Source organism: Rheinheimera gaetbuli (genome assembly GCF_054781935.1).
The window spans coordinates 32,960-46,188 of record NZ_BAAGTL010000007.1 but is presented as its reverse complement, the minus strand read 5'-3'; the positions used below and the strand labels follow the sequence as shown (position 1 = coordinate 46,188).

Genomic DNA, 13,229 nt, shown 5'->3' with positions numbered 1-13,229 from the left:
AAGCAAAAAGATGAATTGGTGGAAATGGATAATCGGCGCAATAGTCTCCCTGACAGCTCTGGTGGCGGTAAGCCTTTATACCTTGCTGTACCTGAGCTTGCCGCAATATGATGGCGAGCAACAGGCTAAAATCAGCAATACTGCGCGGCTTGAACGCGACGGTACCGGCTACCTGAGTATACATGCCGCTAACCGCAATGACGCAGCCTACGCGCTAGGTTTTGCCCACGCTCAGGAACGTTTTTTCCAGATGGATTTGCTACGGCGTAATGCAGCTGGCGAATTATCTGCCCTGTTTGGTGAGCGGGCGCTAGAGGCAGACAGAAACCTGCGTCAGCATCGCTTTCGCGCCAGAGCCCAGCTCGCACTGAGCTTGCTGAGCAAGCCAGAACAACAGCTGCTCAGTGATTACAGTCGTGGCGTCAACGCAGGACTATCCGCGCTTAGTTTAAATCCGTTTGAGTACCTGTTACTGCAGCAAAAGCCAGCACCATGGCGTGATGAAGATGCCTTTTTAGTTATTTACTCAATGTACCTTGATTTGCAAGGTAAACTGGGACGCGATGACTACGCGATGACACTATTGCAACAGGCCGTGCCCGCGCAGTGGTATGCCTTCTTGCAGCAGCACTCTACTACCTGGCAGGCGGCATTGGATGACAGCACAGTTCAACCTGTGGCTGTGCCCGACACAGCCTACCCTGCAGTACTACGCGACGATAGTCTGGCCTGCAATAGCTGCCAGTTGCATGATGCAGCAGACATCGGTAGTAACAACTTTGCAGTTGCCGGCAGTTTAACTGCACACGGCAGTGCAATTCTGGCAGATGATATGCACCTGAGCATCCGGGTGCCGGGCACCTGGTACAAAGCCCAGCTAAACTGGCGAGAAGATGGAAAAATCCTCACTGTTACGGGTCTGACATTGCCCGGGGCGCCTGCCATAGTGGCTGGCTCAAATGGCAATATTGCCTGGGGCTTTACTAACAGCACGGCAGACTGGCACGATTTAGTCACATTGCAACTATCTGAAGACGGCAAGCGCTACCTGACACCAGATGGCTGGCAGGCGCTACAGTACCACTACGAAACTATTAAGGTGGCGGGCAAACCGGACCAAACGCTAAAACTGGCAGAAACAATCTGGGGACCGGTGGTCAGGTTTGGCAGCAGCCCGGCTTATGCGCTGCGTTGGGTAGCGTATGACGAGGTAGCCGTAAATTTTAATCTGATACAACTTGAGCTGGCAAACACCGTACAACAGGCACTCGCTATCGCCCCCAAAGCCGGCATACCGGTGCAAAATTTACTGGTTGCAGATAATCAGGGCCAGATTGGCTGGAGTCTGATGGGGCCAGTACCACAGCGGCAATTATCAGATTTCGATATCGCACAAGACTGGAGTAACGGCGACCAACGCTGGCTGGGTTATATTGATGCTGCACAACAACCACAACTCACCGGCTCTACACGCTTATGGACCGCAAATTCTCGTATGATTGGTGGTGACGCCTATCAACTGATTGGTAATGGCGGTTATGATTTAGGCGCACGTGGCTGGCAGATCAAGCAAGGGCTGGACACTTTACTTCAGGCAGATGAACAGGCTCTGCACAGTATTCAACTGGACAATCGTGCCCTGATGTTACAACCCTGGTATCAATTACTATTGGAAACGCTTACTGCAGACGTTGTGGCACAGCATCAGCTGCAAGCATACCAGCAGCACCTGGTTAACAGTAACCAGCAAGCAGCAATTGATGATATCGGTTATACGTTAGTGCGGGCATTCCGCTTAAAAGCGCTTGAACTACAGTTTGCTCCGCTGTCATCTTATCTGGAGCAACATGACGCCCGCAGCCAGGATTTAAAGTACTCTCTGGAAACACCGTTCTGGGCGCTACTACAGCAAGGGCGAACCGATACACTTCCTGCCAATTACGCCAGTTGGCAGGCACTGTTACTGGAGGCGATACTACAAAGCAAACAACAGCTTGAGCAAAAAAATGGCAGCCTTAATGCCAGTAACTGGGGAGCGGTAAATCAAGCCCGTATTCAACACCCGCTATCTTCTGCCGTACCGCTGCTGGGTGACTGGCTAAATATGCCGGCAACGCCGTTAAATGGTGACAGCCATATGCCAAGAGTACAGCGGCCGGGCTTTGGCCAGTCGCAACGCATGGTTGTCGCACCCGGGCAAGAACATTTGGGCATTTTAACCATACCAGCCGGTCAGTCCGGCCATCCGTTATCGCCGTTTTACCGCGCCGATCACCATTATTGGTTAAATGAAGTTGCGCTACCATTTCTCCCCGGCGAGAAAAAATATCAACTGCTACTGACACCACAGGGTTGACTTTAGCCATCCGGACGGATTATGTTAGAACCAATGAAAACTGTATTTATCGCGCTCAGCTTTTTTAACTTTACCACCCCCAACGGGAGGCGGTGAGCTGCGCGCGCAGTAAAACCAGAAAACCTCCCCGTCCGGGAGGTTTTTTTTTGCCGTTTAAAAATTATCACATAAAGAGAATACCAACATGGAACTGGATGAAATACGCCGCGCAATAAGCGATACCGATCAACAACTACTTGGCTTACTGTCTAAACGGCGCAAGCTCGCGCTGGCAGTTGCCGATGCCAAGCTGGTACAAAACAAACCAATTCGGGATCAGAAGCGTGAGCAGGAACTGCTGGTATCTTTAATTGGCCAGGGCAAGCCGCTGGGGCTGGACGCCCAATATGTCACGCGGCTTTATCATGTTATTATTGAAGACTCTGTATTGCAGCAACAAGCAAAAATTCAGGGCCAGCTAAACGGCACCAGCAGCCCCGCAGTGAGGGTTGCCTTTCTCGGTGGCCAGGGCTCGTACAGTTACTGGGCAACACAAAAATACTTTACCCGCCGCGCCGAGCGCATTATCGAGCAAGGCTGCGACAGCTTTAACGAGATAGTTCAGGCAGTAGAAACCGGCCATGCCGATTATGCCTTGCTACCAATTGAAAACACTTCGTCTGGCAGTATTAACGAGGTATACGACATATTGCAGCATACGCGGTTATCGATAGTTGGCGAGCTAACTCACCCTATCGCCCACTGCTTACTCGGCTTACCTGACACAGATTTAAGTAAAATCCGCCAGGTGTGTGCGCATCCGCAGGTTATCGCTCAGTGCAGCCAGTTTTTACAGGGCTTGTCGCAAGTAAAAATTGAGTACTGCGACAGCTCATCCGACGCCTTTAACCGCATTAAGCAGCAGCAAGACCCTACGGTAGTAGCCATTGGCGGTGAAGAAGGCGGTCAGTTATATGGTTTGCAAGTACTTACCCGCGACCTGGCCAACCAGAAAGACAACGTTAGCCGCTTTATCGTGGTAGCACGCAAACCAGTAGTAGTGGCCAAAGCCATACCGGCGAAAACCACCTTTATTATGTACACCGGCCAGCAACCGGGTGCGCTGGTAGATGCATTGCTGGTGCTAAAACAGCACGGTATCAGTATGGGCAAGCTAGAATCGCGGCCAATTAACGGCAACCCGTGGGAAGAGATGTTTTACGTTGACGTATTTGCCAACCTGAACGACTACGCCATGACACGCGCCCTGGAAGAGCTGAATAAAATTACCAAATTTATTAAGGTGCTGGGCTGCTACCCCAGTGAAGATATCGAGCCCACTCAGGTTGTCGCAGGTTAAACCGAGTAACGCAGGGGCGCATAGTTGCGCCCTGTTGCAGTAGTTTTTAATCATAGAGCGCAACACTCCGGCAATACTGGCAATACTGGCAATACGCTAACGCCTATTATTTTGTAATCCAGTAGCGCTGCATTTCAAAAAATAAAAAAGACGCCGACCAGGTAATCAGCACCAGCCCGGTCAGCGATTCAATACCGGTTAAATAGCGTAAATCGCCCATTGGCACTATGTCGCCAAAGCCTACAGTACTGAACACTGTAAAAGAGAAATACACGCAGTCCATCAGGCTGCCGTTAAAATTACCGGTAAGCTCACCCCAGCCTTCGGCTTTATGCATTAAATAATACGCCACAGCAAACAGCCAAATTTCAACCGCATGGGCAACCAGCGCACCAAATACGCCAAACACAATTTTATAACGATGTTTTATCTGTATTTTCGGGATAACTGCAGATAAGCGGAATAAAAACTCGTAGTGCACCAATACCGCAGTGGCGACAACCAGGCAGTTAATCAAAAACACATAAAACATATTGTACCTCTTTTACATACAGCTTCAGCAGATAGCCGTGTTGGTTGCGCTGTTTTTTTAATCTTAGCTACCGTAGTTAACTATAGATGTTGTCTTGCGGCCATGAGTAGCCTTGGCACTTAGTCCTGATATTTAGCAGCAGTAAAAATTGGAAAGCTGCTATTTAACCGGCGCGGTATTAATTCAAAGTGCTGTTGTCTGCCTCGGACTAGCGTTGATATAACTCCAGCGGCAGGCCGTCGGGGTCTTGAAAGAAGGTAAAGGCTTTGCCGGTAAATTCGTCGATGCGAATTGGCTCGACTACTACGCCCTGCGCAGTTAAGTAATCGGTAAATTCTGCGACGTTATCTACCACAAACGCCAGATGGCGCAGGCCTTGCGCTTCGGGTTGGCTTGGCCTTGGTGGTGGATTAGGAAAGCTGAACAGCTCGATTTGGTTGCCGTTTGGCAGGGCTAAATCCAGTTTCCATGAATCGCGCTCGCGGCGGTAGTTTTCGGCAATAACGCTTAAACCCAGCAACTGCGTGTAAAACTGCTTTGAGCGGGCGTAGTCGCTGCAAATAATGGCGACATGATGGATGGCTAATAAGGATGGTTGTGACATAACAAAGGCCTTAATGCGCTAACTATTGCTGGTTAAGGCCCGTAGTGTATCAGAGCAGTGCTTTAAGCTCATCTTGTAATCTTTTATCTGTGCTGGAGTGCAACTGCTGAACTAACAGCGTTGCCTCCTCTGTTTGCCCCGCTTGCTGATGCAACTGCGCCAATCGCAAGGTCGCCCATTCGGCAAACATTGGCTCCGGCCCCAGTTCAATATATTGTTGCAGCACGGCTATAGCATCTGCGGTATGCGTTTTACCTATTACTGCAGCACGAGCCAGTTGATAACGTGCCGTTTGCTGGCTGTTTTGTTGCGCTTCATCTTGCGCCGGCAACTGCAGTGCCAGGTTAAAGCTGATAATTGCCTGAGCATACTGTTTCGCGGCCGTTAGCGCCTGGCCGCGGCGTAAAAAGCTTTCCGGCTCTTGCCGCAGTTGCGGGTATTGCGCTAAGGCCTTATCAAAAACCGTTTCATCTTCCAGTTGCAGTGTTTTCAGATACAACAAAGCGCCCTGACCCGGTTCCAACTTTAATAGTTGCTGCGCCAGCGCACGCGCCTGTTCTTTATCACCACCGGCAATACCCGGAGCCTGCGCATAAAAGCTACCCAGCGCCATATAGCTGCGCGGATTTTCCGGCGCTAACTTCAATGCCGCTTCATAGGCTTTTTTACAGCGTTTGGCATAACCCAGTGCACTGAGCATACCGGCCGAGGTTGCCAGGTTACAACTTACCGTAGCATACCAGTGCTGATAGTCAGCATTGCGGCTATCGTATTTCAGCGCGGTTTCTAACAGCTGCTCTGCCCGTGCAGCATTATGCAGCGCCGCCTCAGTTTGCCCCAGCAAGGCCAGCAGCTGCGCATCTTTGGTTTTTTTATTAACCATAGGTGCCAACAGCGCCTGCGCTGTTGCATAATCCTGCGCCTGCCACAAACTTTTAACCTGTTGCGCCAGCTCCGGGTTACTGGCTTGCGCTGTGCTGCTTAGCAGCAACAGGCTGGAAAATATAATAGTATTGCGCATTTAAGTGCCCCGCTCAGTGCTTAGCTAATTAAACCAGCAAGCACTTTAAAGCAGTACTATCCGCTTCGCTATAGGCGAAAAGTAACAAAATATATGTTAACGCCTATAGTTCAATAACATCGCCTTTACTCGGAATTTTCGCCGCTATGCCAAGCTGTGCCAATTCCTGCTGCAATACGGCTTGCGCCTCTGGCTCGCCATGCACCAGATAAAACGCAGGCTTACCACCAATCGCCTGCGCCCAATCCAGCAGTTCACTTTGACCGGCATGCGCCGAAAAACCGCCGATGGTGTGCACTTTGGCTTTTACCATGATTTCCTGGCCAAACAACTTAACCCGCCGCTCGCCATCTACCAAACGCCGGCCCAGGGTACCGTAAGCCTGAAAGCCGACAAAGATCAGATGGTTGCTGCTTTTCCACAAACTGTGTTTAAAGTGATGCACTATACGGCCGCCGTTACACATGCCGCTGCCGGCTATAATAATAGCGCCGCCGCTAACGCGGTTTATTGCCATCGACTCTTCTACACTTTCGGTTAGCCGCAACATAGGCAGCAAGTCCTGCAATTGCATACCTTTTTTAAAGCCGATAGCTGCAAGATCTTTTTGGTCCAGGCAATGCAGGTAATCGTTGTAGATATTGGTAATGCTAATCGCCATGGGGCTATCGAGAAACACCATGCGCTGCTTTAACCGGCCCTGATGATGTAACAGTGCAAGGTAATACAGAATTTCTTGTGAGCGGCCAAGCGCAAATGCAGGTATAAATACATTGCCACCGTCTTTGTCAGCCTGTTGCAATGCATTAGCAAACTCATCTAGTGAGCTGTCCATATTTTGATGATTACGATTGCCGTATGTGCTTTCCATCAACACAATATCGGCCTGGCCAATATCAGTTGGGTCGTACATTAATACCGTAGCCGGGTTGCCTAAATCGCCGGAGAACACCAGTTTACGCATCGCCTGGCTGCCTTTTAACCACAATTGTACTATTGCCGAGCCAAGAATATGGCCGGCATCGGCAAATTCCAGCTCTACCCCTGACAGTGGCATAACACGCTTTTTATAATTCACCGTTTCACATAGCTGCACCACCCTCTCAGCATCGCTTATCGACAGCACTGGGTCTTGCAGTTTTTTACCGGCCCGCGCCGCCTTCTTGTTTTGCCACTCCAGGTCTTTTAAATACAAATGTACTGAGTCTTTCAACAATACCGGTAACAGTTCAGCCGTGCCGGGGGTGCAAAGTATTTTGCCGTCAAAACCACGCGCTATTAACAATGGTAATAAGCCACTATGGTCGATATGGGCATGAGATAAAATCACCACATCGATGTCTTTGGGTTTGAACGCAAAACGAAACTTATGCCACTCACGAATTTGATCGGCACCCTGCACCATGCCGCAATCCAGTAATATTTGTTTGTCATTCAATTTGATAAGATAACAAGAGCCGGTAACTTGCTGAGCAGCTCCGATAAATTGTAACGTAGCAGAAAGAGGCATGGAGGTTGTCCTTTTCGATGTGATGCATAGCGTTATAACGCACACGGCAAGGTTAAAGATTAGCCTATATCAAACAATATGTTAGTTTTGAAATTTTTGCTTTCAGCTGAACCACACTGTAGCGCAACTTAGTGACAGAGGAAGAGACAATGGCAAGCGATCCACATCAGCTACATGAGCGCCATCTGGCGTCGGCGCAGCAATCTTTAGATGCTGTTGCGAAACTGCAGGACCATAGCTCGTACCGGCTGGCCTTTGCCGATAATGAATTTTTAATGCAGGACGAACTACGCCACGTGCGGCTGCAACTAGAATACTTAAAACCACAGTTAGTGCTGGAGCAGCACAACATTAATGCCACGATAGTGGTTTTCGGCAGTGCACGGTTTTTGTCACCACAGCAAGCTCAAACCGCGCTGACGCTGGCAGAGAAAACGCTAAAAGACGCAGATACACGTGAAAACCGCCAAGCTGTACAGCGGGCGAAAAAACAGCTGGATAACAGCCAATACTATGCCGCCTCACAGCAATTTGCTGCATTGGCAACCCGCTACAGCTGTTGCACCCCCGATTGCGCTATGACCATTATCAGTGGCGGTGGCCCTGGGGTGATGGAAGCGGCGAATCGCGGCGCCATGGACGCCGGCGGCGAAAGTATCGGTTTAAACATTGTGCTACCCAAAGAACAGCAGCCTAACCCTTACATTACACCCCGCTTTTGTTTTCAGTTTCACTATTTTGCCATTCGTAAAATGCACTTTTTGCAGCGCGCCCGCGCCTTAGTGGCCTTTCCGGGTGGCTTTGGCACCTTGGATGAGCTATTTGAAACGCTAACGCTTATTCAAACCAAAAAAGCCGAACGGGTGCCGGTGATTTTATATGACAAAACGTTTTGGCAGCGCCTGATTAACTTTGACATGCTGGTAGAAGAAGGCCTGATTAGCCCTGAAGACCTGGATCTGATCCAATACGCTGATACACCCGAGCATGCCTGGCAGCTGATAATGGATTATTATCAGCTGAAGCAGTAGACACTGATAAAACGCCGCGGTTTGTTTAGCTACGACTATCGGCGGCTTTTTGCAGTAGTTGCTTACTTTCCTGCAAAAATTGCCCGGCCAACTCACCAAAAAACTGCTGGCCTTTGCCAAACTGCGCCATTAAACCGGCTTTGTCTTTGTTTTTCAGCAGTTGCAGCAAAGCAGTGAAGCGTTGTTGATAGCGCTCAAGCAAAGCAGCCACTTCGCAGGATGACAACATAATATCGGCGTATAGCTCGGCGTTTTGCGCGAACAGGCGACCTACCATCGCCAACTCGAGACGGTATATCGGTGAGCTGAGTTGCAGCAGCTCATTAAGGTCAGCGTTTTCATCGGCCAAATGCACGCCGTAAACTAACGACGAAAAGTGCCGCATAGCCTGAATCAGCTGCATGGCGCTGTCGTGCTCAGCCGCCTGTTTTACTGCCAATTCAGCGCCCCAAACATTAAGCTGTTTTAACAGCCATTGGTATTGGCTTTCATCGCGGCCATGACATACCACTACCACTTGTTTTACCAGGTTAGTAATATCCGGGCCAAACATTGGGTGTAGCCCCACAACCGGGCCTTTATGTTGCTGCAGCATGGCATTAAGCGGCTGTTGTTTAATACTGGTGATATCAGCCAGCACGCAGTCCAACGGCAATGTCGGTAGCTTGCTAACTAGCTGCGCCGTCAAGGTAATGGGCACAGCCAGAAGCACCAGCGCAGCATCAGCACAAATCGCTTCTGCATCTGGCCAGTCTTGTTGCTCCAGCACTGCGACCTCGTAGCCGGAGCGGGCAAATAAGCTGACAAAGCGGGCACCCAGCGCACCAGCACCGCCAACAATAACAACCTTGCCACCGCCTTCGCGACAACAAACAAAGCCACTTTCCTGCGTTTGGTAAGACTCGCGCATGATTCGCCGCAGCACATCTTCGGCTAAATCAGCCGATACTCCGAGCACTTGCGCCTGTTCGCGCCGGGCACTTAACAGTGCCTGCTCTCGCTCGGGCACATATACCGGCAAAGCAAATTGCTGCTTTATTTTACCCACCTGCGCCGTAACATTAGCGCGCTGCGCCAGCAGCGCCACCAGTTGACTATCGATGCTGTCTATTTGCTGGCGCAATGGCGCCAGTGCCTGCTGTGCTGTCAGCTGTGTCATATCAGGCCGCCACTACCGCCGGTTGCATTTGCTGGTGTAAGCTGGCTAGCAGCGCAGCGGTAGTATCCCAATCAATACAAGCATCGGTTACCGATACACCATATTTCTCTGCTTTGCCGTCAATTAAATCCTGCCGTCCGGCATATAAATGACTTTCCAGCATAATACCAATGATGGCTTCATTACCCGCCAGACGCTGTGCAATAACATTGTGCGCCACTTCGCCCTGGCGGTTATGATCTTTGTTCGAATTACCATGGCTGCAATCGACCACTATGCCACGCGGCAATTTAAGTTTATCCAACTTAGCCAGAGCCTCGCCGATGCTATGCTCGTCGTAGTTTGGTTTAGCACCGCCGCGCAGAATAATATGCCCGTCCGGGTTACCGGCCGTTTGCACCAGACTAACTTCACCGCGCTGATTTATACCGATAAAGCTGTGGCCACTGGCTGCAGATTGCAACGCATTAAGTGCGATATTTAAATTGCCGTCAGTACCGTTTTTAAAACCAACCGGCATCGATAGGCCACTGGCCATCTCGCGGTGGGTTTGCGACTCTACCGTGCGGGCACCAATGGCTGACCAGCTGATTAAGTCAGATAAATACTGCGGGCTGATAGGGTCCAGTGCTTCGGTGGCGGTAGGTAATTCCATCTCAACCATTTTCAGCAACAGCTCGCGGCCCCAGGTTAAGCCGGTTTCCAGATCGAATGAGTCGTCCAGATGCGGATCGTTAATAAAGCCTTTCCAGCCCACCGTAGTGCGCGGTTTTTCAAAATATACCCGCATTACTATGTACAGGCTTTCAGCGTATTGTAACTGCAGCTGCTTTAACTTTTGTGCGTACTCAATTGCTGCGACCGGATCATGAATGGAACAAGGACCGGTTACCACCAGCAGGCGCTTATCGCGACCGTGTACTATGTCGGCAATGGTATTGCGCGCCTGTTGCACAAACTCTGCACCTTGCTGTGACAAAGGTAATACTTTTTTTAATACCGCCGGCGGGCTTAACGGCTTTTCTGCCACTATGCGCAGGTCATCTACTATTTTACTCATGCTAAAACTCCGGTGTGCGGTGTTGCAGGCATTAAGCATAGGTAAAAACGCTGAAGTTGCTAAGGCGCGCCCTTACGTAAACTTTACTGTACAACACGTAATCATTTAAATACGATTTTCAGATAGTAAAGATCTGGAAGCGGCCCGTCAACCCATCGAAGACCAATAAAATCAAGATGGCAGCAAATAATTGCACCATGGTAAATTCGTATAGTTAAGTGTACAGAAAAACTATCAGCCGGGTTGTTGCAGTTGCTGATAAGCCTGTTGCAGTAAAATAAATTGCTGCTGCTCGCCACCGCGATCCGGGTGTAGCTGCAATGCCTTAGTGCGATAAGCTTTTTTCAGCTGTTGCGGCGTAAACGCAGCAGGTAAGTCGAGCAAGGCCAGCGCTTCGCTGTGCGCCATAGTATTTACCAATACAGCCGGCCGTTGCCACTGTTGCCAGAAAGCATCCAGATGCTGATCAAGCAATTGCTCTGTCATGGCATAAAAGTTCTGCCAGTTCAGATAATAGTCTTGCCGGCCGGTATCGGAGTCAGGCGGCAATGCTTGCGTTAACGGTAATAGCTGCAGTTTGGCCAAGCCAATGGCTAAATAGCCGTGGCGCTGTGCCAGCCAGTGCTGCTGAATGCGGTATAACAAGTGGTACAGCACAAAATGTTGTTGAAAGCGGGCAAGATCGGCGCTTTGCAGCGTATCGCTGTGTAGCTTTAACCCAAGGCGCGATAACAAATACTGCTCTTCTATCGAGCTATGCGCCGGTGTAAACGCCAAAATCAGGCTTTCCAGCTGGCCTTGCAACAGGTTAAGAATGGGGGTTGCCAGTGGTGCTGTCGTATCGGTCATAGGCTGCACTATGCCAAAAAGAAAAAAGGCCGACAAGTGTAGGCCTTTTAAGGGTAGCTTAGTTAAGCTTTTCGCGGATACGCGCTGATTTACCTGAACGATCGCGTAAGTAGTAAAGCTTAGCACGGCGAACTGCACCACGACGTTTCACGGTGATGCTGTCTACCATTGGGCTGTGCGTCTGGAATACACGCTCAACACCTTCGCCATTAGAGATTTTACGTACAGTGAATGCAGAGTGCAGACCACGGTTACGTTTGGCGATAACTACGCCTTCAAAAGCCTGCAGACGGGTTTTATCGCCTTCAGTTACTTTCACCTGAACTACGACAGTGTCGCCCGGCGCGAACGCTGGAACGTCTTTCTTTAACTGCTCGTCTTCAAGCATTTTGATAATGTTTTGGCTAACTTTGCTCATAACAATCTCACTTTACCTGGAATTAACTGTCTTCTTGCTGCCCCGTCCGGCACTCTTGCTGATATTCACGTTGAAACTCAGCCAGTAACCGTCGTTGCTCCTCAGTCAGAGCCAGGAGATTTAACATATCCGGTCGTCTAAGCCAGGTTCTCCCAAGAGACTGCTTTAAACGCCAGCGTCGTATATTTTCATGGTTACCACTCAGTAAAACTGCTGGTACCTGTTTGTCTGATAACACTTCAGGCCTTGTGTAGTGTGGACAATCCAGCAAACCGGATGCAAAAGAATCCTGCTCTGCTGACTGCTCATGCCCAAGTACACCAGGTACTAAGCGCGACACTGCATCTATCAATGTCATCGCCGGCAATTCACCGCCACTTAACACGTAATCACCAATTGACCACTCAGAATCAATTTCGCCCTCTATTACGCGCTCATCAATACCTTCATACCGGCCAGCTACTAACAGCAGCTTAGAATGTTGCGCCAGTTCAGTGACACCTTGTTGGTCTAACTTGCGGCCTTGCGGCGACAAATACACCGTGTGTACACCTTCACCTGCAGCTTGCTTGGCGGCGCGTATAGCGTCACGTAGCGGCTGCACCATCATCAGCATACCGGGGCCACCACCATAAGGCCGGTCATCTACAGTGCGATGCTTGTCCGTTGTGAAATCACGCGGGTTCCAACATTGCAGCTGCATAATGCCTTGCTTTACAGCACGGCTGGTTACCCCATATTGCGTTATTGCTTCAAACATTTGCGGGAATAACGTTACTACGCCAACCCACAACTTACCGTTTTCAGACATTAAAACGCCGGGTCCCAGTCTACGATAATGCGACGCTCGGTTAAATCGACGCTTTTAATGACAGAACCCATCAAAAACGGCAACAACCTTTCTTTCTGACCAAATGCATCGGTACGGTTAGCCTTAACAACTAATACGTCGTTAGAGCCGGTTTCCATCATGTCGGTTACTTCACCTAAGTGATAGCCCGCTTCGTTTATTACTGCTAAGCCCATCAGGTCTTTCCAGTAATAGTCACCGTCTTCTAATGAAGGCAGTGCCTGGCTTGCTACGGCAATTTCAGCATTTACATACTGCTGTGCCAGATCCCGATCATTGACGCCGTCCAGTTTCGCTATCAGGCCATTACTATGGCGCTTCCAGCTGGAAACCTGCACTGGTTGCCAGTTACCCTGAAATTTTATTTGCCAGGGTGTGTAATCAAAAATCCCTTCCGGGAAGTCGGTGTAAGCGTTAACTTTCAGCCAGCCATTGATGCCGTAAACCGCACCAAATTTGCCAAGAACGACTAAATCTTTCTCACTCAAGCTGACTACTCC

General features: G+C 49.8%; 13 protein-coding genes. 3 read left to right on the top strand and 10 right to left on the bottom strand.

The annotated features are described in order from the left end of the window. The first annotated feature begins 10 nt into the window (after nucleotides 1–10). Entirely contained in the window at nucleotides 11–2,356 is a 2,346-nt protein-coding gene (locus tag ACYVIC_RS06755; protein WP_460858458.1) for a penicillin acylase family protein, read from the top strand. Between the two features lie 184 nt (nucleotides 2,357–2,540). Continuing rightward, nucleotides 2,541–3,695, top strand: a complete 1,155-nt coding sequence (locus ACYVIC_RS06750) for a chorismate mutase (protein WP_460858455.1) — start codon at nucleotides 2,541–2,543, stop codon at nucleotides 3,693–3,695. 106 nt (nucleotides 3,696–3,801) lie between these two features. Here ACYVIC_RS06750 and ACYVIC_RS06745 read toward each other — a convergent pair whose 3' ends face one another. From ACYVIC_RS06745 to ACYVIC_RS06730, 4 genes are all read right to left on the bottom strand, one after another. Further along, nucleotides 3,802–4,227 (bottom strand): potassium channel family protein, encoded by a 426-nt coding sequence (locus ACYVIC_RS06745; protein WP_460858453.1) that lies wholly within the window; start codon nucleotides 4,225–4,227, stop codon nucleotides 3,802–3,804. 208 nt (nucleotides 4,228–4,435) lie between these two features. After that, nucleotides 4,436–4,831, bottom strand: coding sequence for an SMU1112c/YaeR family gloxylase I-like metalloprotein (gene gloA2, locus ACYVIC_RS06740; RefSeq protein ID WP_460858451.1), 396 nt, complete (start codon nucleotides 4,829–4,831; stop codon nucleotides 4,436–4,438). Between the two features lie 49 nt (nucleotides 4,832–4,880). After that, complete coding sequence (locus ACYVIC_RS06735) at nucleotides 4,881–5,852, bottom strand: tetratricopeptide repeat protein (RefSeq protein WP_460858449.1); 972 nt, start codon at nucleotides 5,850–5,852, stop codon at nucleotides 4,881–4,883. A 103-nt stretch (nucleotides 5,853–5,955) separates the two neighbouring features. Beyond that, a complete protein-coding gene (locus ACYVIC_RS06730; protein WP_460858447.1) occupies nucleotides 5,956–7,362 on the bottom strand; it encodes an MBL fold metallo-hydrolase RNA specificity domain-containing protein in 1,407 nt (468 codons plus the stop codon). 149 nt (nucleotides 7,363–7,511) lie between these two features. On the opposite strand from ACYVIC_RS06730, the gene ACYVIC_RS06725 reads away from it, so the two are divergent. Next, on the top strand, nucleotides 7,512–8,393 hold the full coding sequence (locus ACYVIC_RS06725; RefSeq protein ID WP_460858445.1) for an LOG family protein: 882 nt from the start codon (nucleotides 7,512–7,514) through the stop codon (nucleotides 8,391–8,393). Between the two features lie 25 nt (nucleotides 8,394–8,418). Here the strand turns inward: ACYVIC_RS06725 and tyrA are convergent, their stop codons facing one another. From tyrA to rimM, 6 genes are all read right to left on the bottom strand, one after another. Beyond that, nucleotides 8,419–9,552 carry a bifunctional chorismate mutase/prephenate dehydrogenase gene (tyrA, locus tag ACYVIC_RS06720; protein WP_460858443.1) on the bottom strand — a complete coding sequence of 378 codons (1,134 nt, stop codon included), beginning with the start codon at nucleotides 9,550–9,552 and terminating at the stop codon, nucleotides 8,419–8,421. 1 nt (nucleotide 9,553) lies between these two features. Continuing rightward, a complete protein-coding gene (locus ACYVIC_RS06715; RefSeq protein WP_460858440.1) occupies nucleotides 9,554–10,612 on the bottom strand; it encodes a 3-deoxy-7-phosphoheptulonate synthase in 1,059 nt (352 codons plus the stop codon). Nucleotides 10,613–10,846: 234 nt separating this feature from the next. Next, nucleotides 10,847–11,461: a DNA-J related domain-containing protein gene (locus ACYVIC_RS06710; RefSeq protein WP_460858439.1), complete on the bottom strand. Its 615-nt coding sequence runs from the start codon at nucleotides 11,459–11,461 to the stop codon at nucleotides 10,847–10,849. A 58-nt stretch (nucleotides 11,462–11,519) separates the two neighbouring features. Next, nucleotides 11,520–11,879, bottom strand: coding sequence for a 50S ribosomal protein L19 (gene rplS / locus ACYVIC_RS06705; protein ID WP_068234280.1), 360 nt, complete (start codon nucleotides 11,877–11,879; stop codon nucleotides 11,520–11,522). Nucleotides 11,880–11,901: 22 nt separating this feature from the next. Continuing rightward, nucleotides 11,902–12,690 carry a tRNA (guanosine(37)-N1)-methyltransferase TrmD gene (gene trmD, locus ACYVIC_RS06700; RefSeq protein WP_460858437.1) on the bottom strand — a complete coding sequence of 263 codons (789 nt, stop codon included), beginning with the start codon at nucleotides 12,688–12,690 and terminating at the stop codon, nucleotides 11,902–11,904. After that, on the bottom strand, nucleotides 12,690–13,217 hold the full coding sequence (gene rimM / locus ACYVIC_RS06695) for a ribosome maturation factor RimM (RefSeq protein WP_460858435.1): 528 nt from the start codon (nucleotides 13,215–13,217) through the stop codon (nucleotides 12,690–12,692). The genes trmD and rimM overlap by 1 nt, the downstream gene beginning before the upstream one ends. Between the last annotated feature and the right edge of the window lie 12 nt (nucleotides 13,218–13,229).

What these genes read in the sequence shown, in the direction of transcription:
- ACYVIC_RS06755 (WP_460858458.1), top strand. Translation starts at nt 11, where the DNA reads ATGAATTGGTGGAAATGGATAATCGGCGCAATAGTCTCCCTGACAGCT.
- ACYVIC_RS06750 (WP_460858455.1), top strand. Translation starts at nt 2,541, where the DNA reads ATGGAACTGGATGAAATACGCCGCGCAATAAGCGATACCGATCAACAA.
- ACYVIC_RS06745 (WP_460858453.1), bottom strand. Translation starts at nt 4,227, where the DNA reads ATGTTTTATGTGTTTTTGATTAACTGCCTGGTTGTCGCCACTGCGGTA.
- gloA2 (WP_460858451.1), bottom strand. Translation starts at nt 4,831, where the DNA reads ATGTCACAACCATCCTTATTAGCCATCCATCATGTCGCCATTATTTGC.
- ACYVIC_RS06735 (WP_460858449.1), bottom strand. Translation starts at nt 5,852, where the DNA reads ATGCGCAATACTATTATATTTTCCAGCCTGTTGCTGCTAAGCAGCACA.
- ACYVIC_RS06730 (WP_460858447.1), bottom strand. Translation starts at nt 7,362, where the DNA reads ATGCCTCTTTCTGCTACGTTACAATTTATCGGAGCTGCTCAGCAAGTT.
- ACYVIC_RS06725 (WP_460858445.1), top strand. Translation starts at nt 7,512, where the DNA reads ATGGCAAGCGATCCACATCAGCTACATGAGCGCCATCTGGCGTCGGCG.
- tyrA (WP_460858443.1), bottom strand. Translation starts at nt 9,552, where the DNA reads ATGACACAGCTGACAGCACAGCAGGCACTGGCGCCATTGCGCCAGCAA.
- ACYVIC_RS06715 (WP_460858440.1), bottom strand. Translation starts at nt 10,612, where the DNA reads ATGAGTAAAATAGTAGATGACCTGCGCATAGTGGCAGAAAAGCCGTTA.
- ACYVIC_RS06710 (WP_460858439.1), bottom strand. Translation starts at nt 11,461, where the DNA reads ATGACCGATACGACAGCACCACTGGCAACCCCCATTCTTAACCTGTTG.
- rplS (WP_068234280.1), bottom strand. Translation starts at nt 11,879, where the DNA reads ATGAGCAAAGTTAGCCAAAACATTATCAAAATGCTTGAAGACGAGCAG.
- trmD (WP_460858437.1), bottom strand. Translation starts at nt 12,690, where the DNA reads ATGTCTGAAAACGGTAAGTTGTGGGTTGGCGTAGTAACGTTATTCCCG.